Origin of the sequence: Cellulosimicrobium funkei (genome assembly GCF_001019615.1) — a bacterium.
Classification (GTDB): domain Bacteria; phylum Actinomycetota; class Actinomycetes; order Actinomycetales; family Cellulomonadaceae; genus Cellulosimicrobium; species Cellulosimicrobium cellulans_E.
Window position 1 is genome coordinate 41,722 of record NZ_JNBQ01000010.1, and the last position, 21,721, is coordinate 63,442.

The 21,721-nt window shown below is 73.2% G+C and carries 13 protein-coding genes, 1 tRNA gene and 2 pseudogenes; 5 read left to right on the forward strand and 11 right to left on the reverse strand.

All coding sequences use genetic code 11. The features are described from left to right. Nucleotide 1 precedes the first annotated feature (1 nt). The gene (gene polA / locus FB00_RS10325; RefSeq protein ID WP_047232836.1) at nucleotides 2-2,707 is read right to left on the reverse strand and encodes a DNA polymerase I; all 2,706 of its coding nucleotides are present in this window, start codon (nucleotides 2,705-2,707) and stop codon (nucleotides 2-4) included. Between polA and FB00_RS10330 the strand changes: the two genes are divergently transcribed. Continuing rightward, nucleotides 2,706-3,188: a hotdog fold thioesterase gene (locus FB00_RS10330; RefSeq protein WP_419865524.1), complete on the forward strand. Its 483-nt coding sequence runs from the start codon at nucleotides 2,706-2,708 to the stop codon at nucleotides 3,186-3,188. The two genes, polA and FB00_RS10330, sit on opposite strands and share 2 nt — an antisense overlap. A 55-nt stretch (nucleotides 3,189-3,243) precedes the next feature. Here the strand turns inward: FB00_RS10330 and FB00_RS10335 are convergent, their stop codons facing one another. Together FB00_RS10335 and FB00_RS10340 are read right to left on the reverse strand one after the other, a co-directional pair. Beyond that, nucleotides 3,244-3,909, reverse strand: coding sequence for a GNAT family N-acetyltransferase (locus tag FB00_RS10335; RefSeq protein ID WP_172820057.1), 666 nt, complete (start codon nucleotides 3,907-3,909; stop codon nucleotides 3,244-3,246). 239 nt (nucleotides 3,910-4,148) lie between these two features. Then, nucleotides 4,149-4,769 (reverse strand): ANTAR domain-containing response regulator, encoded by a 621-nt coding sequence (locus FB00_RS10340; protein ID WP_047232837.1) that lies wholly within the window; start codon nucleotides 4,767-4,769, stop codon nucleotides 4,149-4,151. Between the two features lie 191 nt (nucleotides 4,770-4,960). Here FB00_RS10340 and FB00_RS10345 point away from each other — a divergent pair. The 4 genes and pseudogenes from FB00_RS10345 to FB00_RS22725 all read left to right on the forward strand — a co-directional run bounded on the left by FB00_RS10345 (nucleotide 4,961) and on the right by FB00_RS22725 (nucleotide 8,730). Then, nucleotides 4,961-5,034 (forward strand) — tRNA-Leu (locus tag FB00_RS10345). A 126-nt stretch (nucleotides 5,035-5,160) separates the two neighbouring features. Beyond that, on the forward strand, nucleotides 5,161-7,404 hold the full coding sequence (locus tag FB00_RS10350) for a glycoside hydrolase domain-containing protein (protein ID WP_047232877.1): 2,244 nt from the start codon (nucleotides 5,161-5,163) through the stop codon (nucleotides 7,402-7,404). Then, nucleotides 7,401-8,393 (forward strand): annotated as a pseudogene (locus tag FB00_RS10355) (glycosyltransferase); the annotation flags it as partial. The gene FB00_RS10350 and the pseudogene FB00_RS10355, both read left to right, overlap by 4 nt. Nucleotides 8,394-8,463: 70 nt before the next feature. Continuing rightward, the gene (locus tag FB00_RS22725) at nucleotides 8,464-8,730 is read left to right on the forward strand and encodes a hypothetical protein (RefSeq protein ID WP_231581802.1); all 267 of its coding nucleotides are present in this window, start codon (nucleotides 8,464-8,466) and stop codon (nucleotides 8,728-8,730) included. Here FB00_RS22725 and FB00_RS10360 read toward each other — a convergent pair. The 8 genes and pseudogenes from FB00_RS10360 to trpC form a co-directional block, all read right to left on the reverse strand. After that, the gene (locus FB00_RS10360; RefSeq protein WP_047232838.1) at nucleotides 8,702-9,556 is read right to left on the reverse strand and encodes a DNA polymerase beta superfamily protein; all 855 of its coding nucleotides are present in this window, start codon (nucleotides 9,554-9,556) and stop codon (nucleotides 8,702-8,704) included. The two genes, FB00_RS22725 and FB00_RS10360, sit on opposite strands and share 29 nt — an antisense overlap. A 174-nt stretch (nucleotides 9,557-9,730) precedes the next feature. After that, on the reverse strand, nucleotides 9,731-11,161 hold the full coding sequence (gene pyk / locus FB00_RS10365) for a pyruvate kinase (protein WP_047232839.1): 1,431 nt from the start codon (nucleotides 11,159-11,161) through the stop codon (nucleotides 9,731-9,733). 112 nt (nucleotides 11,162-11,273) lie between these two features. Further along, nucleotides 11,274-12,740 (reverse strand): glutamate synthase subunit beta, encoded by a 1,467-nt coding sequence (locus FB00_RS10370; RefSeq protein WP_047232840.1) that lies wholly within the window; start codon nucleotides 12,738-12,740, stop codon nucleotides 11,274-11,276. Then, nucleotides 12,733-17,316 carry a glutamate synthase large subunit gene (gene gltB, locus FB00_RS10375; RefSeq protein WP_047232841.1) on the reverse strand — a complete coding sequence of 1,528 codons (4,584 nt, stop codon included), beginning with the start codon at nucleotides 17,314-17,316 and terminating at the stop codon, nucleotides 12,733-12,735. The genes FB00_RS10370 and gltB overlap by 8 nt, the downstream gene beginning before the upstream one ends. A 138-nt stretch (nucleotides 17,317-17,454) precedes the next feature. Continuing rightward, a complete protein-coding gene (lgt, locus tag FB00_RS10380; protein ID WP_047232842.1) occupies nucleotides 17,455-18,468 on the reverse strand; it encodes a prolipoprotein diacylglyceryl transferase in 1,014 nt (337 codons plus the stop codon). Beyond that, nucleotides 18,465-19,311: pseudogene (gene trpA / locus FB00_RS10385) on the reverse strand (tryptophan synthase subunit alpha). Before trpA ends, lgt begins: the two are co-directional and overlap by 4 nt. A gap of 68 nt (nucleotides 19,312-19,379) precedes the next feature. Then, complete coding sequence (gene trpB / locus FB00_RS10390; RefSeq protein WP_047232878.1) at nucleotides 19,380-20,648, reverse strand: tryptophan synthase subunit beta; 1,269 nt, start codon at nucleotides 20,646-20,648, stop codon at nucleotides 19,380-19,382. Nucleotides 20,649-20,775: 127 nt separating this feature from the next. Beyond that, entirely contained in the window at nucleotides 20,776-21,588 is an 813-nt protein-coding gene (gene trpC / locus FB00_RS10395) for an indole-3-glycerol phosphate synthase TrpC (RefSeq protein WP_047232843.1), read from the reverse strand. Between the last annotated feature and the right edge of the window lie 133 nt (nucleotides 21,589-21,721).

Here is a 21,721-nt window from a genome sequence, read left to right on the forward strand (position 1 = left end):
GTCAGTGACCCGCCTCGTGCCACGTGGCGCCGACGCCGACCGAGACGTCGAGCGGCACGTCGAGGTCCGCCGCCGCGCCCATCTGCGTGCGCAGCACCTCCTCGACCACGTCGCGCTCGCCCGGTGCGACCTCGACCACGAGCTCGTCGTGCACCTGGAGGAGCAGCCGCGAGCGCAGCCCGCGCTCGTCGATCGCGCGCTGCACGTTGAGCATCGCGACCTTGATGATGTCGGCCGCGCTGCCCTGGATCGGCGCGTTGAGGGCCATGCGCTCAGCCATCTGGCGTCGCTGACGGTTGTCGCTCGTGAGGTCGGGCAGGTACCGACGGCGCCCGAGGATGGTCGCCGTGTAGCCCGTGGCGCGTGCCTCGTCGACGACGCCCGTGAGGTAGTCGCGCACGCCGCCGAAGCGCTCGAAGTAGTCGTCCATGAGCTTCTGCGCCTCGCCCACCTCGATGGTGAGCTGCTGCGACAGTCCGAACGCCGACAGCCCGTACGCCAGGCCGTAGGACATCGCCTTGATCTTCGAGCGCATCGCGGGCGTCACCTCGGCCGCCGGGACCTCGAACACGCGCGACCCGACGTAGGAGTGCAGGTCCTCGCCGGACCGGAACGCCTCGATGAGGCCCTCGTCGCCCGACAGGTGCGCCATGATGCGCATCTCGATCTGGCTGTAGTCGGCGGTCATGAGCGTCTCGTAGCCCTCGCCGACGACGAACGCGCGCCGGATGCGGCGGCCCGCCTCCGTGCGGATCGGGATGTTCTGGAGGTTCGGGTCGGTCGAGCTGAGGCGTCCGGTCGCCGCGATGGTCTGCTGGAACGTCGTGTGGATCCGTCCGTCGTCCGCGACGGACTTGAGCAGGCCCTCCACCGTCTGGCGCAGGCGCGAGGCGTCGCGGTGCGCGAGAAGGTGCTCGAGGAACGGGTGCTGGGTCTTCACGAAGAGGTCCGCGAGCGCCGACGCGTCGGTCGTGTAGCCCGTCTTGATCTTCTTCGTCTTGGGCATGCCGAGCTGGTCGAACAGGACCTCCTGGAGCTGCTTGGGCGAGCCCAGGTTCACCTCGCGCCCGATCACCGCGTACGCCTCGGCCGCGGCCGTCGCGACGAGGTCGCCGAAGTGCTGCTCGAGCTCGCGCAGGTACTCGACGTCCGCCGCGATGCCGCGCTGCTCCATGCGCGCGAGCACCTGGGAGAGCGGCAGCTCGAGCTCGGAGAGGAGCGTCGTGGCTCCGCGGTCCTCGAGCTCGCCCGCGAGGACCTCGCCGAGCTGCGCGACGGCGAGCGCGCGCACCGCGTCGCGCTCCTGCTCGCCGCTGCCGTCGAGCGAGAGGTCGAGCGCACCCTGCGCGTCGTTGCCCGCCTCGGTGTCGGGGCGCAGCTCGCGGTGCAGGTGCCGCACGACGAGGTCGCCGAGGTCGTAGCCGCGCTGGTCGGGGTGGCACAGGTAGGCGGCGAGCTCGGTGTCGAACGTGACGCCCGCGAGGTCGTAGCCGCGCGCCGCGAGCTCGTGCCAGGCGGACTTCGCGCCGTGCACGACCTTGGGGCGCTCCGGGTCCGCGAGCCACGCGGCCAGCGCCTCGTCGTCGGCACCCGCCACGTCGGCGAGCTCGAGCGCGACGGCCGCCCCGGCGTCGTCGGACACCGCGAGGCCCCACGCGTCCCCGCCGCCCGGCACGGCCTTGCCGGCCACCTCGACGCCCAGCGGGCGCGCGCCGCGCTCGGCGAGCCACGCGCCCAGGCCGCCCGGCAGGACGTCGGCGAGCGTGACGTCGAACCCCGCCTCGGCCTCGACCTCGCCCTCGGGGGCGATCGCGAACAACCGGTCGCGCAGGGCCCGGAACTCCAGGGCGTCGAGCACGCGGTGGGCGGCCTCGCGGTCCCACGGGCGCGTCGCGAGGTCGTCGGGGCCGACGGGCAGCTCGAGGTCGCGCAGGAGCGCGTTGAGCTGTCGGTTGAGGCGGACCTGGTCGAGGTGCGCGCGCAGGTTCTCCCCCGCCTTGCCCTTGATCTCGTCCGCGTGGTCGAGCAGGCCGTCGAGGTCGCCGTAGGCCGTGATCCACTTCGCGGCGGTCTTGGGGCCGACGCCGGGGATGCCCGGCAGGTTGTCCGACGTCTCGCCCACGAGCGCGGCGAGGTCCGGGTAGCGCTCGGGCGGCACGCCGTACTTCTCGACGACCGCGGCGCTGTCCATGCGCGCGAGCTCCGAGACGCCCTTCTTGGGGTAGAGCACCGTGACGTCGGGCCCGACGAGCTGGAACGAGTCGCGGTCGCCCGAGCAGACGAGGACCTCCATCCCGGCCGCCGCGCCCTGCGTGGCGAGCGTCGCGAAGATGTCGTCCGCCTCGTAGCCCTCGCGCTCGAGCGTCGGGATGTGCAGCGTCTCGAGGATCTCCTTGATGAGCGGGACCTGGCCGCGGAACGGCTCGGGCGAGGACTCGCGCGTCCCCTTGTAGCTCGGGAGGATCTCCGTGCGGAACGACTGGCGACCCGCGTCGAACGCGACCGCGACGTGCGTCGGCTCCTCGTCGCGCAGGAGGTTGATGAGCATCGACGTGAACCCGTACACCGCGTTCGTGTGCTGCCCCGTGGTCGTCGAGAAGTTCTCCGCCGGGAGCGCGAAGAACGCGCGGTAGGCCATGGAGTGTCCGTCGATGAGCAGGAGGCGAGGTCGCGCGGAGGTCGTCACGGGTGCCAACCTACAGTCCATGACCGACACGCACGGCCCCGACCGGGCCACCGACCCCACCGCGCCCACGCCCCCCGCGACCGAGGCCGCCGAGGCCCCGCGCCACGCCTACGAGGCCATGGGCCTGCGCACCGAGGGCACGCTCATCGAGCGCATGGGCATCGAGCTGGGGGAAGTGAGCGCCGAGCGCGTCACGGCGCGCATGCCGGTGGCGGGCAACACGCAGCCCGCCGGGCTGCTGCACGGTGGCGCGTCGGTAATGCTCGCCGAGACGCTCGGGTCGATCGCCGCCCAGCTCCACGGCGGGCCCGGGCGCGCCGCGGTGGGGATCGAGGTCAACGCGACGCACCACCGAGGGGTGCGCGACGGCTGGGTCCACGGGGAGGCCGTCGCCGTGCATCGGGGACGCACGACGGCGAGCTACGAGATCGTGGTGTCCGACGACGCGGGGCGTCGCGTGTGCACGGCACGCCTCACGTGCATGATCCTCAGCCTGGACTGACCAGGACGCGTCGTAGCCCGGCGGCCCGCACGGGCCGCCGGTGGGCGGCCGTCGCTCAGCCGGGCAGGGTCTCGCGGGCCTCGACCGGCGTCACCACGCCGCTGCGGCTGCGGTACTCCGCCTGGAACTCGCGCAGGTCGACGGGGCCGGACATCGTCTCGGTCCGAGCCCGGCGGCGACGAGCGATGAGGTCCTCGAGGGACCGGGTGCCCCGCCGGGTGGGCGTGAGGTCGGCCGCGAGGCGGCGCTGGAGCACCGCCGTCGACACGACGCGGTGACCCGCGACCGGGCCGAAGCCGAGCCGCGCCAGGAAGCGCTGGACGCCGCGAGAGCCGGGGATCGGCACCGAGTAGACGTGCGTCGCGCCCGAGGTGGCGGCGAGGTCGGCGGTGGCGCTGAGCAGCGCGTGGCCCACGCCGCGGCGGCGCGCGTCCTCGCCGACGTAGACGGCCTCGACGTACAGGCTGGGCTCGTCGGCGAACAGGTGCGGGTCGAGCACGCGCGCCAGCACGAAACCGACGGGGCGGCCGTCGTGCAGGGCGACGAGGACGTTGCCGCCGGGCAGCGTCAGCAGCACCGACAGGTGCCGGACCAGCCGGTCCTCGTCGGGCGCGCAGATCTGGGCGCCCGACGCCGACTCGCGTCGGGCCTCCGAGCACAGCACAGCGATCCCCGGCAGGTCGTCACCGACCGCGGGCCTGACCTCCACTGCTGGGCGCACCGCGCTCCTCCTCGTTCGCACCGTGGGACCGACGGCACCGAGGGACGTGGGGCGCGAGATGGTTCCACGTCGCTCGGACGGCGCCGTCGGCCGTCGACTGAGCACTACGTGGCGACCGCGTGTCCACCGCCCCGGGAACTGCTGGACGCCAGTCCAAGACGATAGCCCGCCCGGGGCGCCGTGACAAAGGTCCTGCTCAGGACACCCGCCACGGCCGCTGCTCGGTCGCCGACCTGGGCTCAGGCGCCGCCGACCTGCTCGATGACGGCGTCCGCGACCTCGCGCATGGTGAGGCGGCGGTCCATCGACGTCTTCTGGATCCAGCGGAACGACTCCGGCTCCGACAGGCCCATCTTGGTCATGAGCAGACCCTTGGCGCGGTCCACGCGCTTGCGCGTCTCGAAGCGCTCCGCCAGGTCCGCGACCTCGGACTCGAGCGCCGTGATCTGGGAGTAGCGCGAGATCGCGATCTCGACCGCGGGCAGCAGGTCCGCCGGCGTGAACGGCTTGACGACGTAGGCCATGGCCCCCGCGTCGCGCGCCCGCTCGACGAGCTCCGCCTGCGAGAACGCCGTCAGCAGGACGACGGGCGCGGCGTGCGCCTTGCCGATCTGCTCCGCGGCGGAGATGCCGTCGAGCTCGGGCATCTTCACGTCCATGACGACGACGTCGGGCTTGAGCTCGAGCGCCAGCTTCACCGCCGTGGCGCCGTCGCCGGCCTCGCCGACGACGTCGAACCCGGCGTCGCGCAGCGTCTCGACCACGTCGAGACGGATCAGGGCCTCGTCCTCGGCGACGACCGCGCGGCGCGCGGGACGGCCCGACGAGGCGGGGGTCGCGGCGGGCTCGGGCTCGATCATCGGGGGCAGGTCGAGCGGCTGCTTGTCCTCGGGCTGCGCTGTCTGGTCACTCACGGGGTTCACTGTAGTGCGCCGTACCCCCTGCCGCCCCCGCGTTTCGCCCTCGGAGGAGTGTGATTCTCGTGAAGGCGGGCACGTGTGGTTCGATGGTGCACGCGCTGCGGACCCGGTGACCGGCCCCGCCGCGCACCGCCCCGGTAGCCCAACCGGCAGAGGCGTTCGGCTCAAACCCGATCCAGTGTGGGTTCGAATCCCACCCGGGGCACCCTCTACCTCCTGACCTCGTCCCGGCGTCGTGACGCGCAGGAAACCGCAGGAAACACTCGCGACACACCCCGCTCGTACCGTCCGGAGCAGGGCGCGTCGCCGTGCGTCCGGGTGGGAGGTGGGCGTGCTCGAGCACGTGGACCCGTTCGTGGGCACGGGTGTGACCGATCTCCCGGCGCCGACCGGCCTCGCCGCGACGTGGTGGTCCCCCAAGCCGCTCGTGGGCAACACCCACCCCGGAGCCACCCATCCGCTCGGGATGGTCTCGGCGTGCGCCTACTCGGGCGCCTACCCGACGGGGTACGGCCGGTACGACCTCGGCACCGAGGGCGTGCCTCCCACGCTGTTCGACCACCCGGTCGCGTCGGGCCTCACGCACTTCCAGCAGTCCGGCACGGGCGCGATCCGCAAGTACTACAACTACGTGCGGGTGACGCCCATGCTCGAGCCGCTCGACGCGCTCGGCCGGCACTGGGACCTGCTCGACGAGGAGGCCTCCCCCGGCTACTACGCCGCCACGCTGGGCAACGGGGTCCGGTGCGAGGTCACGGTCGGCCCCAAGAGCGCGGTCCACCGCTACACCTTCCCCGCGCACCCGGACGCGCGCCTCGTCGTTGACCTCTCGCTCGGCGGCCTGGCGATCCCGTACGGCACGACCGTCCCGCTCCGCGCCCACCTCGCGACGCTCGGCCCGGGGACGGCGGCCGGGGAGATCGTCGTCGAGGGCGCGCCGCTCGCCGTCCACCTCGAGTGCGACGCGCACCCGTGGCGGCAGATGCTCTGGTACGACCGCCGCCTCATGCCGGGCAGCACCCGCCTGGACTTCGCGGACATCCGGCCGACGACGCTGCGCCCCTTCGGCCTCCTCTGGGCGGGCCCGACGACGGCCGGTCAGGTCGTCGAGGTCCGGCTCGGCTTCTCGCTGCGCGGGCCCGAGCAGGCGCACGCGAACCTCCGCGCGGACTGCGGCCCCGGCCCCGCGGCCTTCGCCGCCCGGCACGAGGGCACCACGACAACGTGGGCGCAGCACCTCGACCGGATCGAGGTCGAGTGCCCCGACCCGGCACGCCGCACGGTCTTCGCGACGGCCCTGTACCACGCGCTGCTCAAGCCCTGCCTCGCCCCGGACGAGAGCCCCTTCTGGCCCGGCGACACGCCGTTCGCCTTCGACGTGTCGACGATGTGGGACATCTACCGGACCCAGCTCCCCCTCCTCACGACCTTCTGGCCGGAGCGCGCCGTCGAGCTCGCGACCGCGCTCCTGCACGTCTGCGAGGAGGAGGGGAACTTCCCGATCGGGTACCGGATGGCGCGCGGGGCCGACCGCTTCTCGCGCCAGGCGAGCGCGCTCGCGCACACGTTCCTCGCCGACCTGTGCGCCCTCGACGAGCCGGGCATCGACTGGGACTGGGCGCTCGTGCACCTGCACGCCGACCTGCGCCGGACCTACGGCGAGGACTACCTCCTGCACGGTGTCGCGCACCCGATCAGCCACACGCTCGACCTCGCGTTCGGCTACTGGTGCACCGCGCTCGTCGCGCGCCGCGTCGGCGACCACGCGCTCGCCGACGAGCTCACGCGGCACGCCCGCGGGTGGGTGAACGCCTTCGATCCCGCCACCGGGCTGCTGCACGACTCGACCTTCTACGAGGGCGGCCGGTGGAACTACTCCTTCCGCCTCGTGCACGACATGGCGGCGCGGATCGCGCTCGCGGGCGGCGACGACGCGTTCGTCGCGCTCCTCGACCGGTTCTTCGGCGTCGGCGCGCCGGCCGTGACGCAGCCGGGCGAGCGGCCGTCCGTGGCCGAGATGACCGCCGGGTACGCGCTGAACCGTTTCGAAGGGCTGAACAACGAGCCCGACATGGAGGCGCCGTGGGCCTACCACTACGCCGGGCGTCCCGACCGGACCGCCGAGGTCGTGCACGCGGCGGTCCACCAGCGCTTCGGCACCGGGCCGGGCGGCCTGCCCGGCAACGACGACTCGGGCGCGCTGAGCTCATGGTACGTCTGGGCGTCGCTCGGCCTGTTCCCGGTCGCCGGGCAAGGGATCTTCCTCGTCAGCGTGCCGTCGTTCGTCGAGTCCCGCCTCCGCGTCCCCGGCGGGACGCTCACGATCGAGACCACCGGCTTCGTCGAGCCCGGCCCGCGCACGCCGCCGCAGCACGTGCGCGCCGCGTGGCTCGACGGCCGTCCGCTCGACGGGACCTGGCTCCCCGCGACGCGCGTGCGCCGCGGCGGGCGCCTCGTCCTCGAGCTCGGGAAGCACCCCACGGACTGGGGCACCGCACCCGAGCACCGGCCTCCGTCGTACCCCGACGGGAGCCCCGCACGCCACCCGACCGACCAGACCTCGGAGACGTCATGACCATCACGCCGCGCCAGACGCCCACCCGCCGCCTCGTCGTCGTCGTCCGCGCCGACCCCGTGATCTGCGGCCACTCGGGCGAGGCCCGCAACCTCGCCGAGGCCGCGCTGCACCGTGGGTTCACGGACGTGCGGATCGTGACCTGGCCGGTCGAGCGCCTCGAGGCCGCCGGGCTCCCGCTCAAGCCGCTCGACTCCGTCCTGCCCTACAGCGCGGGCATCACGGTCGAGCGGCCGGGTCCCGTCGGCGACTACAAGGTGCCCGACGGCCGATACCTCGCCGGGCTCACCGGCCGCCTCGTCGAGCTCTTCACCGACGGCGTGCCCACGGTCTGCCTCTCGTTGTACCTCAGCCCGCACACGACCGCGGTGACCGACGCCGTGCGCGTGGCACGCAGCACGGGCCTGCCCGTCGAGGTCGCCACGATCGCCGAGGCGGTCGGCTCCGACGTGACGAACGTCGTCCGCTCGTGCGTCGAGGACGGCCGCTTCGGAGCCGCCGCGCACGTCCTGTCCGGGTACCTGGCCAGCGACCTGTGCGTCGCCGTCTCCCGGTACACGCGCGACCTCGTGGTGGCGTGCGCCCAGGAGATCGACGACCGGCACGGGACCTTCTTCGCGGAGCAGTGCGCCGAGCGCGTGCAGGTCTCGTACCCGGCGATCGACACCAGCGCGTACACCGGTCTCGATCCGGCGGTCACGCGCGACGTGCTCGCCGGACGCGGTCTGGACGACCGCCCGTACGTGCTCTTCCTGTCCCGTCTCGCCGCCGCGAAGGGCGTCGACGACCTGATCGACGGGTTCACGCTGTCCGCCCGCGCCGCGGGCGCCCGCCTCGTCGTCGCGGGCCGCGGTCCGGCCGAGGCCGACCTGCGTGCGCGCGCCGCCGCGAGCGGCGCGGCCGACCGGATCGTGTTCCTCGACGACGTCGACGACGCCACCAAGCCGCACCTCATGGCCGGCAGCGCCGCGTTCGTCCTCCCGAGCAAGCCACGCCCGGAGTTCGTCGAGACGTTCGGCATCGCCCTCGCCGAGGCGATGCTCTCCGGCGGGGGGGCCGGTGATCACCACGGACACCGGTGGCATCGGCGAGGCCGTCGGTCCGCACGCGACGATCGTCCCGACGCACTCCCCTGCCGCCGTCGCGCACGCCCTCGACGAGGCGCTCTCCCTCGACGCCCCGGCGCGACGGGCGCGCGCCGGCGCGGCCCGGACGTACGCGTCGCAGTTCGACCGGGCCGCCGTCCTCGACGCGATGCTCGCCCGACTCGTGGCGTCGCCCACCGCGCCCCGGTGGGTCACGGACCAGCGGCCGGTGCGCGCGTGAGGTCCGGCGTCGGGCGGGACGGCGCCGGACCGTACCGCGCGACCAACGTCCGGAACGCCTCCGCGGCGACCGTGCGCGCACCGGCGCGGTCGCCGTCGTGCAGCACGGCGTCGGACGCGAGGGCCAGCTCGTCGGCCACGAGCCGAGCGAGCGGTCCCGGAACGGCGCCTGCACCCATCTCGCGCGACACGGCCTTGAGCGCGACGAGGTCCGACGCGGCACGCACCACGCTCGCCGAGGCCTCGCCCTCGGCGAGCAGGGTCGCCAGGTCCATCGGGGGGACCGCCTCGGGGCGAACCCGGAGCCAGCGCAGCGTCGCCGCCGGGCGCACGGCGTAGAACACCTTCTTGAGCGGCACCTCGGGGTCCGACCACCAGCGCTCCCGCTGCCCCCGTGCGACGTGCAGGTAGTGGCGCCGCAGCGCGTCACGGTCGACGACGTGCTCCGCGAGCGCGAGCAGCTCCGCCCGGAACGCGTCGTCGGCGCGGTACACGATCGGCGAGCGCACCCACTCCAGCAGCGTCGCGTTGCCCCGCACGAGGAGCCGCACCGCCTTGAGCAGGTCCCAGCCGTTCACGTCGAGCACGGCGTCGAGCGGCGTCTCGACGACGTCGCGCCGCGGCCACGGATCCAGGTAGTCCGCCACCGGCCGCACGTAGACGAACCGGCAGTCGTAGTCCGAGTCCGGCGACGGGAACCCCCACGCACGGCTCCCGCTCTCCACCGCGAGCGGCATGGCGACCTGCTCGTCGCGTACGACGGCGTCCAGCCGCGCGTCGACCCGACGCACGACCGCAGGGTCCAGGGAGTCCGGCACGGCACGCATCCCGCGAGGGTAGGAGCACCGGAGCGTCCGTGTCGTGGTCTTTCCACCGATGGTCGCTCGCGCGCGCGGTGGCCGCGGTGCTCGACGGCGAGACGCCGGACGGCGGCGCCCCTGCGAGAGGGGCGCCGCCGTCCGGCGTCGTGCGCGGTCTACGCCCTCACGGGCGCGACGGGGTCAGGCGCGCGTGTCGGAGTGGTCGCCGATCTTGTGCACGAGGATCGAGTTCGTCGTGCCCGGCTGGCCCACGGGGGCGCCGGAGACGACGACCACGAGGTCGCCGACCTCGGCGAGACCGTTGGCCTGGAGGGTCGTGTCGACCTGACCGACCATCGCGTCGGTGTTCTCCACCTCGGGCACCTGGTACGTCTGGGTGCCCCACGTGAGCGACAGGACGTTGCGCACGTGCTCGCGCGGCGTGAACGCGAGGAGCGGGATGGACGAGCGCAGGCGCGACATGCGGCGCGCGGAGTCGCCCGACTGCGTGAACGTCGCGAGGTACTTCGCGCCGAGGATCTCGCCGATCTCGGCGGCGGCACGCGTGATGGCGCCACCGCGCGTGTGCGGGGTCGAGCCGAGCGGCGCGATGCGCTCGCGGCCGGCCTCCTCCGTCGCCTCGATGATGCGGGCCATGGTCTGCACCGTGAGGATCGGGTACTCGCCCACGCTGGTCTCGCCCGAGAGCATGACCGCGTCGGCCCCGTCGAGGACGGCGTTGGCGCAGTCGGACGCCTCGGCGCGCGTCGGGCGCGGCGAGTTCGTCATGGACTCGAGCACCTGCGTCGCGACGATGACGGGCTTGGCGTTGCGGCGCGCGAGCTCGACGATGCGCTTCTGGACGAGCGGGACCTGCTCGAGCGGGAGCTCGACCGCGAGGTCGCCGCGGGCCACCATGACGCCGTCGAACGCGTCGACGATCTCGGCGAGGTTGTCGACGGCCTGCGGCTTCTCGATCTTGGCGACGACGGGGACCGTACGGCCCTCCTCGTCCATGATCCGCTTGACGTCCTCGAAGTCCTTCGCGGACCGCACGAACGACAGCGCGATGATGTCGGCACCGAGCTTGAGCGCCCAGCGCAGGTCGTCCTGGTCCTTCTCGGACAGCGCCGGCACGGAGACCGCGACACCCGGGAGGTTCAGGCCCTTGTTGTTCGACACCGGCCCGGCGACCTCGACGCGCGTCACGACGCGCGGGCCCTCGACGGCGGTGACGCGGACGAGTACCTTGCCGTCGTCGATGAGGATCGGGTCGCCGACGCGCGCGTCGCCGGGCAGGCCCTTGTGCGTCGTGGAGACGAGCTCCTTGGTACCGACGACGTCCTCGGTCGTGATCGTGAAGGTGTCACCCTCCTCGAGCCAGTGCTTCTCGTCGCCGCCGAAGCGGCCCAGACGGATCTTCGGCCCCTGGAGGTCGACGAGCACCGCCACGGACCGGCCCGACTCGGCGGCGGCCTCGCGCACGCCGTGGTAGACGGCCGCGTGCTCCTCGGCGCTGCCGTGGCTGCGGTTGATCCGCGCCACGTCCATCCCCGCGTCGACGAGCGCGCGGAGCTGCTCCTTCGACTCGGTCGCGGGTCCGATGGTGCAGACGATCTTTGCTCTGCGCATATCTCCAGCCTCTAGTCTTCCGACCGGCCGGGAGCCGGTCGTCGCGGGGTGCCCCTCCCTAGGATGCCCCGCTCATCGTCCCGGCGCCGGACACCCGACGTCGGGGTGCACGTCAAGCGCGCAAGGACACGGTGTTCGCGCGCACGGGCGCGGGCAGCTCGGTCCCTCCCTGAAGGTAGGCGTCGACGGAAGCCGCCGCCGCCCGACCCTCGGCGATCGCCCACACGATCAGCGACTGCCCACGACCCGCGTCGCCGGCCACGAAGACCCCCGGCAGCGACGACGCGAAGTCGTCGCCGCGCGCCACGAGGCCGCGGCTCGTGAGGTCCGTGCCGGCCTGGGTCGTGAGGGTCGCCGTCTCCGGCCCGGTGAAGCCCATCGCGACGAGCACGAGGTCCGCGGGGATCTCGCGCTCGGTGCCCGCCTTGGGCACGCGACGGCCGTCGGGCAGGTACTCGGTCTCCGCGACGCGCAGCGCGCGCACGGCTCCGTCCTCGTCGCCCAGGAACTCGACGGTCGACGCGAGGAACTCGCGCTCGCCGCCCTCCTCGTGGGACGAGGACACCTCGAAGAGGATGGGGTCCGTCGGCCACGGCTGGGTCGCCGACCGCTCGAGCGGCGGCTGCTTGCCGATCGCGAGCGTCGTCACGCTCGCCGCGCCCTGGCGCAGCGAGGTGCCGAGGCAGTCCGACCCGGTGTCGCCGCCACCGATCACGATGACGTGCTTGCCCGTGGCCGTGATCTGGTCGGCGACCTCGCGGCCGGCCACGACGGCGTTCGCCTGGTGCAGGAAGTCCATGGCGAAGTGGATGCCGTCGAGCTCGCGGCCGGGGATCGACAGGTCGCGCGGGACGGTCGCGCCCGTGGCGACCACGACGGCGTCGTACCGCGCGCGCAGGTCGTCCCAGGTGATGTCCACGCCGATCTCGACGCCCGGGCGGAAGCGCGTGCCCTCGGCCTCCATCTGCGCCACGCGGCGGTCGATGTGGAGCTTCTCGAGCTTGAAGTCGGGGATGCCGTAGCGCAGCAGCCCGCCGATCGCGTCGTCCCGCTCGTACACGGCGACCGTGTGGCCGGCGCGCGTGAGCTGCTGCGCGGCCGCGAGGCCGGCAGGGCCCGAGCCCACGACGGCGACGGTCGAGCCCGTGAGGCGCTGCGGCACCTGCGGCGTGACGTAGCCGCGCGCGAACGCCTCGTCGATGATCGAGACCTCGACGTTCTTGATCGTGACGGCCGGCTGGTTGATGCCGAGCACGCAGCTCGACTCGCACGGCGCCGGGCACACGCGACCGGTGAACTCCGGGAAGTTGTTCGTCTCGTGCAGGCGGTCGATCGCGTCGGCCCACTGGTCGCGGTAGACGAGGTCGTTCCACTCCGGGATGAGGTTGCCGAGCGGGCACCCCTGGTGGCAGAAGGGGATGCCGCAGTCCATGCAGCGTCCCGCCTGCTCCTTGAGGAAGACCTGGCCCTCCTCGAGGTGCGCGTGCACGTCCTTCCAGTCCCGCAGGCGCACGGCCACCGGGCGGTTGGGCGGGAGCTCACGCTCCCGCACCTTCAGGAATCCGCGGGGGTCAGCCACGGGCCACCTCCAAGATCTGGTCCCACACGCCCGGAGCCGCGGGGTCGAGCCCGGCCGACTCGGCCTTCTCGAGCGCCGAGCGCATGCGGGCGAAGTCGGTCGGCAGCACGCGCGTGAAGCGCTGGACGGCCGCGGGGAAGTCCTCGAGGAGCTCGGCCGCGAGCGGCGACCCGGTCTCCTCGTGGTGACGACGCACGAGCTGCTCGACGAGCGCCACCTCGGCGTCCTCGAGCGGGCTCAGGCCGAGCTCGCCCGTCGCGAGCGCGCTCGTGTTCACGGCGCCCTCCCGCAGGTCGAGCACGTACGCGGTGCCGCCCGACATGCCGGCGCCGAAGTTGCGCCCGGTCGGGCCGAGCACGAGCACCGTGCCGCCCGTCATGTACTCGCAGCCGTGGTCGCCCACGCCCTCGACGACGAGCGTCGCACCCGAGTTGCGGACGCCGAAGCGCTCCCCGACACGACCGCGCAGGAAGATCTCGCCCGACGTCGCGCCGTAGCCGATGACGTTGCCCGCCACGACGTTGCTCGACCCGGTGAGGACCGCGTTGCGGTCCGGGCGCACGACGATCCGTCCGCCCGACAGGCCCTTGCCGACGTAGTCGTTCGCGTCGCCGAACAGGCGCAGCGTGACGCCGCGCGGGAGGAACGCGCCGAGCGACTGGCCGGCGGACCCGGTGAGGGTCACGTCGATCGTGTCGTCGGGCAGGCCCTCGCCGCGGAACCGCTTGGTCACCTCGTGCCCGAGCATCGTGCCCACGGTGCGGTTGACGTTGCGCACCGGCAGGGAGATGCGGACCGGCTCGCGCCGCTCCAGCGCGTCCTCCGCGAGGGCGACGAGCTGGTTGTCGAGCGCCTTCTCGAGGCCGTGGTCCTGCGTCGTGGTGTTGCGCAGCGACGCGCCCTCGACCGGCACGGGCCGCTCGAGCACGGGCCCGAGGTCGAGGCCCTGGGCCTTCCAGTGGTCGACCGCCTTGCGCGTGTCGAGGAGCTCGACGCGGCCGATGGCCTCCTCGACGGTCCGGAAGCCGAGCCGCGCCAGGTACTCGCGCACCTCCTCGGCGATGAACTCGAAGAAGTTCACGACGAACTCCGGCTTGCCGGTGAACCGGGCACGCAGCTCGGGGTTCTGCGTCGCGACACCGACCGGGCACGTGTCCAGGTGGCACACGCGCATCATGACGCAGCCCGAGACGACCATGGGGGCGGTCGCGAAGCCGAACTCCTCGGCGCCGAGCAGCGCGGCCACGACGACGTCGCGGCCGGTCTTCATCTGGCCGTCGACCTGGACGACGATGCGGTCGCGCAGGTTGTTGAGCACGAGGGTCTGCTGGGTCTCGGCGAGGCCGATCTCCCACGGCGTGCCCGCGTGCTTGAGCGACGTCAGCGGGCTCGCGCCCGTGCCGCCGTCGTGACCCGAGATGAGGACGACGTCCGCGTGCGCCTTGGACACGCCCGTCGCGACCGTCCCGACGCCGAACTCGGAGACGAGCTTGACGTGGATGCGCGCCGCCGGGTTCGCGTTCTTCGCGTCGTGGATGAGCTGCGCGAGGTCCTCGATCGAGTAGATGTCGTGGTGCGGCGGCGGCGAGATGAGCCCGACGCCCGGCGTCGAGTGCCGGGTCTTGGCGACCCACGGGTACACCTTGTGGCCCGGGAGCTGACCGCCCTCGCCGGGCTTGGCGCCCTGGGCGAGCTTGATCTGGATGTCGTCCGCGTTCGTCAGGTACTCGCTCGTGACGCCGAAGCGCCCCGAGGCGATCTGCTTGACCTTGGAGCGGCGCTCCGGGTCGTACAGGCGCTCCGGGTCCTCGCCGCCCTCGCCCGTGTTCGACCGGCCGCCGAGGCGGTTCATCGCGATCGCGAGGGTCTCGTGCGCCTCCGCGGAGATCGACCCGTAGGACATGGCGCCCGTGTTGAAGCGCTTGACGATCTCGCTCACCGGCTCGACCTCGTCGAGCGGGACCGCGGGGCGCTCGCCCTCGCGCAGCGCGAGGAGGCCGCGCAGGGTCATGAGCCGCGAGGACTGCTCGTCGACGCGGTGCGTGTACTGGCGGAAGATGTCGAACCGGCGCTCGCGCGTGGCGTGCTGGAGGCGGAAGACCGTCTCCGGGTCGAACAGGTGCTCCTCGCTGTCCCGGCGCCACTGGTACTCGCCGCCCGTCGTGAGGCGCACGTGCGGGCGGTGGTTGCCGGACTTGGGGTACGCGTCGACGTGCCGCGCCGCGACCTCGGCCGCGACGACGTCGAGCCCGATGCCGCTGAGGCGCGACGTCGTGCCCGTGAAGAACGCCTGCACGAGGTCGTGGGACAGGCCCACCGCCTCGAAGACCTGGGCGCCGCGGTAGGAGGAGATGGTCGAGATGCCCATCTTGCTCATGACCTTGAGGACGCCCTTGCCGAGCCCCTTGATGAGGTTCGCGACGGCCTTCGCCGGGTCGACCGTGAGGTAGCCGCGGCGCGCGAGGTCCTCGACCGTCTCCATGGCGAGGTACGGGTTGACCGCGGCGGCGCCGTAGCCGATGAGCAGCGCGACGTGGTGCACCTCGCGCACGTCGCCGGCCTCGACGACGAGCGACACCTGGGTGCGCGTGTGCCGGCGCAGCAGGTGGTGGTGCACCGCGCTCGACAGGAGCAGAGACGGGATCGGGGCGTGCTCGGCGTCCGAGTCGCGGTCCGACAGCACGATGAAGCTCGCGCCCGCGGCGACGTGCTCGTCGACCTCGGCGAAGATCTCCTCGAGGCGGGCGAGCAGGGACTCGCCACCGCCCGCGACGCGGTACAGGCCCTTGATCGTCACCGCGCGGAAGATGCCGGCGAGCTTCGGGTCCTTGTCGACGCGGATGATCTTCGCGAGCTGGTCGTTGTCGAGCACGGGGAACGGCAGCATGAGCTTGCGCGCGTGCTCGGGCGTGTCGACGAGGAGGTTCGGCTCCGGGCCGATCGCGCCGCCGACGGACGTGACGAGCTCCTCGCGGATCGCGTCGAGCGGCGGGTTCGTCACCTGCGCGAACATCTGCGTGAAGTAGTCGAAGAGCAGGCGCGGTCGCTTCGCGAGGACGGCGATGGGCGTGTCCGTGCCCATCGCGCCCAGCGGCTCCGCCCCCGTGTTGGCCATCGGGGTGAGGATGACCTTGAGCTCCTCCTGCGTGTAGCCGAACGCGCGCTGGCGGCGCTCGACGGACGCGGGGCTGTGCGCGACGTGCTCGCGCTCGGGGAGCTGGTCGAGGTAGACCGCGTTCTCCGCGACCCACTGCGCGTACGGGCGCTGCGCGGCGAGCTGGGACTTGATCTCCTCGTCCTCGATGATCCGGCCCTGGCCGGTGTCGACGAGGAACATGCGCCCCGGCTCGAGGCGGCCCTTGCGGACGATCGTCGCGGGGTCGAGGTCGAGCACGCCCGCCTCGCTCGCGAGCACGACGAGGCCGTCCTCGGTCACCCAGTAGCGTCCCGGGCGCAGGCCGTTGCGGTCCAGGACCGCGCCGATCAGCGTCCCGTCGGTGAAGTTCAGGCACGCCGGCCCGTCCCACGGCTCCATGAGCGTCGAGTGGTACTCGTAGAACGCGCGCAGGTCCGGGTCCATGTCGGCGTGGTTCTCCCACGCCTCCGGGATCATCATGAGCACGGCGTGCGGCAGCGAGCGGCCCGACAGGTGCAGGAGCTCGAGCACCTCGTCGAAGCTCGCCGAGTCGCTCGACCCCTCCGAGCACACCGGCAGGAGCGGCGCGAGGTCGCCGACGGCGTCGCTCGCGAGGGTGCCCTCGCGCGCCGCCATCCAGTTGCGGTTGCCGCGCACCGTGTTGATCTCGCCGTTGTGCGCGATCATCCGGAACGGCTGCGCGAGCGGCCACGACGGGAACGTGTTCGTCGAGAACCGCGAGTGCACGAGCGCGATCTCGCTCGCGTACCGCGGGTCGGACAGGTCCGGGAAGAACGGCTCGAGCTGCGCCGTCGTGAGCATGCCCTTGTACGTGAGGGTGCGCGCCGAGAGCGAGGCGAAGAACAGGCCGAGCTCGTTCTCCGCGCGCTTGCGCAGGCGGTAGGTGCGGCGGTCGAGCTCGACGCCGGACAGCTCGCGCGCGGGGTCCGCGACGACGACCTGGCGGAACAGCGGCATGGACGCGCGGGCGCTCGGTCCGACGAGGTCGGCGGTCACGGGCACGTCGCGCCACGCGAGGACCTCGAGCTTCTCCTCGGCCGCGATCGCCTCGACACCGCGGGCCGCCTCCGCGGCCGCGCCGGCGTCCTGCGGGAGGAAGGCCATGCCGATGGCGTAGTGCCCGGCGGGCGGGAGCTCCGCGTCGACCACGTCGCGCACGAACGCGTCGGGGATCTGCGTGAGGATCCCGGCGCCGTCGCCGCTGTTCTCCTCGGCGCCGACGGCGCCGCGGTGGTCGAGGTTGAGCAGGGCCGTCAGGCCCGCGTCAACGATGTCGCGTCCGGGCGTGCCGCGGAGCGTCGCCACGAAGGCGACGCCGCACGCGTCGTGCTCGGCGGCGGGGTCGTACAGACCGGATGCCGTGGGAGGGGCGGACAGGGCAGGTGCCCGGTGCGCGTCCCGATACTGCGGCGTGGTCATCAACACCGTCCTCACAGGCGCCCGACCGAGACGGCCGGGCTGGTTCCAGCTGGGGGATTCGGGACGTCGTCGGCCCTATGGACATGACAGAACCCACCGGGCGGTCGCCCGGCGGATTCGCCTATGAATGACGGATGCTCAGCGACCGGGGTCTGGTCGCGCGGCATCTGCCTGCTCGGACTCCTCCGAGTCGTCGGAGTCCTCGGTCGTCGAGGTGTCCGCGTCGTCGGTCGACTCCTCGACCGGCTCCTCGGACCCCGTGGTGGACGCCTCGTCCGGAGCGTCGAGGGACACCGTCTCCTCGCGCCCGGGGTGGCGACGCCCGACAACGATAAACGCAATCAACGCACCGACGCCGACCAGGATCGAGGTCCAGACGTTCAGCCGGAGGCCGAGGACGAGCTCGGCCTCGTCGATGCGCAGCATCTCGATCCACACCCGACCGAGCGTGTAGACGAAGACGTAGAGCCAGAATACCCGACCATGACCCAGCCGGAACCGACGGTCCAGGTAGATCAGGAGCAGGGCAGCACCGATGTTCCAGACCATCTCGTAGAGGAACGTCGGGTGGAACAAGGTGCCCGGCGGATAGCCGGCTGCGGCGGCCACGGAGTCGTCGACGCGCAGCCCCCAGGGCAGCGTCGTGGGCGCGCCGAAGAGCTCCTGGTTGAACCAGTTGCCGAGGCGGCCGACCGCCTGCGCGAGCAGCAGCCCGGGCGCGAGGGCGTCGGCGAACGCGGGGAAGCTCACGCGCTGGCGACGGCACCCGATGTACGCGCCGACCGCGCCGAGCGCGACCGCGCCCCAGATGCCGAGGCCGCCCTCCCACACGTAGAGCGCGCGGACGGGGTCGCCGTTCGGGCCCCAGTACGGGTCCGGCGTCGAGAACACGTGGTACAGACGTCCGCCGACGATCCCGAACGGGACCGCCCAGAAGGCGATCTCCAGGACGTCGTCCGCCTCTCCCCCACGCTGCACCCAGCGGCGCCGGGTGAGCCACAGGGCCACGGCGATGCCCGCGAGGATCGCGAGCGCGTACGCCCGGATCGGGAACGGCCCGACGTACCACGTGTGCTGCGGAGGGCTCGGGATCGCGGCGGGCAGGGCGCCCGCGGCCTCCACGAGCTGCCCGACGGCGAGCGCGGCGCTCATGCGACCACCTCGCCGGACGTCGTCGTGGCGGCCGGGACGTCGTCGCCGGCCCCTTCCCGGCCCGAGCGCACGCCTGCGGCGAGGCCCGCCGCGACGGCCTTGAGGGCGGCGATCCGCTCGTCCCACGGCGCGTCGCCCAGCAGGGGGCGGACGAACGCGGAGCCGACGATGACGCCGTCGGCGTAGCGCCCGACCTCGGCGGCCTGCTCGCCCGTCGACACGCCGAGCCCGACGCACACGAGGTCGGCCCCGGCGGCGCGCGTGTCGACGACGAGGCGTGCCGCCTGCGGCCCGACGGCCGCCCGCACGCCCGTGACGCCCATGGTCGAGGCGGCGTAGACGAACCCGCGCGACGCGCGCGCGGTGAGCCGCAGCCGCTCGGCCGTCGAGCTCGGCGCGACGAGGAAGACGCGGTCGAGCCCGTGCGCCTCCGAGGCGTCGAGCCACGCACGGCCCTCGTCGGGGATGAGGTCGGGCGTGATGAGCCCGGCCCCCCCCGGCGGCGGCGAGGTCGCGCGCGAACGCGTCGACGCCGTACCGCAGGACCGGGTTCCAGTACGTCATGACGAGGACGGGGACCCGCCCGCCCGTGCGCTCCGTGACGGCCGCGACGACGCGGAACACGTCCGCGACGCGGACGCCGGCGTCGAGCGCGGTCTGGGCGGCGGCCTGGATGACCGGGCCGTCCATCACGGGGTCGGTGTACGGGATGCCGAGCTCCAGCACGTCCACGCCCGACTCGACGAGCGCGAGCGCCGCCTCGATCGACCGGTCGACGGTCGGGAACCCGACGGGCAGGTAGCCCACGAGCCCGGCACGGCCCTCCGCGCGGAGCTCGAGCAGGCGACGCGCCGTGACCGACGTCGTCCCCGCGCTCGGCGCCTCGGGGGCTTCCTTGGTCTGCGCCGCGCTCACAGCTGTCCCTCCGTGCCCGTCGCCGTCTCGGCGATCGCGTCGTCGTCCACGAGGTCGAACCACCGGGCGGCGGTCGCGACGTCCTTGTCCCCGCGCCCCGAGAGGTTCACCAGGATCACGTGGTCCGTGCGGCCGGCCTCGGCGGCCCGGCGACCGACCCGCAGCGCGCCCGCGAGCGCGTGCGCCGACTCGATGGCGGGGATGATGCCCTCCGTGCGGCACAGCAGCCGGAACGCGTCCATCGCCTCGGTGTCGGTCACGGGCTCGTAGGTCGCGCGACCGAGGTCGTGCAGCCACGAGTGCGCCGGGCCGACGCTCGGGTAGTCCAGCCCCGCCGAGACGGAGTGGCTGGGCAGGGTCTGGCCGTCGTCGTCCTGGAGCAGGTACGAGCGGGCACCGTGCAGGACGCCCGGGGCGCCGCCGCTGAAGCGGGCCGCGTGCCGGCCGGTCTCGACGCCCTCGCCCCCGGCCTCGAACCCGTAGAGCTCGACGGCGTCGTCGTCGAGGAACGCGTTGAACAGGCCGAGCGCGTTGGAACCGCCGCCGACGCACGCCGCGAGCGCGTCCGGCAGGCGACCGATGCGGTCGAGGATCTGCGTGCGCGCCTCCTCGCCGATGACGCGGTGGAACTCGCGCACCATCTCGGGGAACGGGTGCGGGCCCGTCACCGTGCCCAGGAGGTAGTGGGTCGTGTCGACGTTCGCGACCCAGTCGCGCAGCGCCTCGTTGATCGCGTCCTTGAGCGTGCGCTGCCCGATCGTCACGGGGACGACCTCCGCGCCGAGCAGGCGCATGCGGGCCACGTTGAGCGCCTGGCGCTGCGTGTCCTCCTCGCCCATGTACACGACGCACTCGAGGTCGAGCAGGGCCGCGGCCGTCGCCGTCGCGACGCCGTGCTGGCCCGCCCCGGTCTCGGCGATCACGCGCGTCTTGCCCATGCGCTTGACCAGCAGCGCCTGGCCGAGCACGTTGTTGATCTTGTGCGAGCCGGTGTGGTTGAGGTCCTCGCGCTTGAGGAAGACGCGCGAGCCGCCCGCGTGCTGCGCGAAGCGCGGCACCTCCGTGAGCGGGCTCGGACGCCCGGTGTACTCGCGCCGGAGCCGCGCGAGCTCGTTCACGAACGCCGGGTCGTCGAGCGCCTTGCGGTACTCGGTCTCCAGCTCGTCCAGCGCGGCGATGAGCGCCTCGGGGACGAAGCGTCCGCCGAACTCGCCGAAGTAGGGACCCTCCTGGGTCGCGAGGGAGCGCGTCAGGTCGGCGCGCACGGAGTGCTCGGCGCTCCGGGAGGTGGTCGAAGGTGTCGAGTCGGGCACGGGGCCGGTCCTCCTGCGTGGTGGGGTGTGCTGGGCCGGGGCGCGGCGCCTGCGGCGTGACGGACGGTGCCGTCGTGCCTCAGGGCCGCACGGACCACAGCGACGGGTGCGACCCGGCCGCGACGAGGTCCGCGACGGACGAGCGCGGGGCGTCGTCGGTCACGAGCGCCTCGCCGACGAGCACCGCGTGCGCACCGGAACGGGCGTAGTCCATGACGTCGTGCGGCCCGCGCACGCCGGACTCGGCGACGCGGACGACCTCGTCCGGGATGGCGGGGGCGAGGCGCGCGAACGTCGTGCGGTCCACGTCGAGGGTCTTGAGGTCGCGCGAGTTCACGCCCACGACGCGCGCACCGGCGTCGAGCGCCCGTGAGACCTCGTCCAGCGTGTGCACCTCGACGAGGGCGGTCATGCCGAGCGAGTGGACGCGCTCGACGAGCGACGTGAGGACCGTCTGCTCGAGCGCGGCGACGATGAGGAGGACGATGTCGGCGCCGTGCGCCCGCGCCTCCCACACCTGGTACGGCGTCACGACGAAATCCTTGCGGAGCACGGGGACGTCGACCCGGGCGCGCACCGCGTCGAGGTCGGCGAGGCTCCCGTTGAAGCGGCGCTGCTCGGTGAGCACGGAGATCGCGGCCGCGCCGCCCTTCTCGTACTCCCCCGCGAGCTCGGCCGGGTCGGAGATCGCCGCGAGCGCACCCTTGCTGGGGCTCGAGCGCTTCACCTCGGCGATGACCGCGACGGCGTCGTCCGCCTTGAGGCGGCTCACGACCTCGAGCGCCCCGGGGACACGGGCGGCACGTTCCTTCAGCTCGTCGAGCGAGGTCGCCGCCTGACGCACCGCGAGGTCCTCGCGCACGCCCGCGACGATGTCGTCCAGAACCGTCATCGTCCCACCACTCCCCGTGTCGTCCCGCCCCCCGGCCGGGCCGGTCGGCCGTCGTGCACCCACAGGTTCGGCCGACCCGTTGACAGGGAGGTACCTGCCATCGTAGAGCCGACCCCGAGTGACGATGACCACG

Coding starts and splice junctions, on each gene's coding strand:
- pyk (WP_047232839.1), bottom strand. CDS start 11,161: ATGCGCAGAGCAAAGATCGTCTGCACCATCGGACCCGCGACCGAGTCG.
- FB00_RS10330 (WP_419865524.1), top strand. CDS start 2,706: ATGACCGACACGCACGGCCCCGACCGGGCCACCGACCCCACCGCGCCC.
- trpC (WP_047232843.1), bottom strand. CDS start 21,588: ATGACGGTTCTGGACGACATCGTCGCGGGCGTGCGCGAGGACCTCGCG.
- gltB (WP_047232841.1), bottom strand. CDS start 17,316: ATGACCACGCCGCAGTATCGGGACGCGCACCGGGCACCTGCCCTGTCC.
- FB00_RS10360 (WP_047232838.1), bottom strand. CDS start 9,556: ATGCGTGCCGTGCCGGACTCCCTGGACCCTGCGGTCGTGCGTCGGGTC.
- lgt (WP_047232842.1), bottom strand. CDS start 18,468: ATGAGCGCCGCGCTCGCCGTCGGGCAGCTCGTGGAGGCCGCGGGCGCC.
- FB00_RS10340 (WP_047232837.1), bottom strand. CDS start 4,769: ATGATCGAGCCCGAGCCCGCCGCGACCCCCGCCTCGTCGGGCCGTCCC.
- polA (WP_047232836.1), bottom strand. CDS start 2,707: ATGGACTGTAGGTTGGCACCCGTGACGACCTCCGCGCGACCTCGCCTC.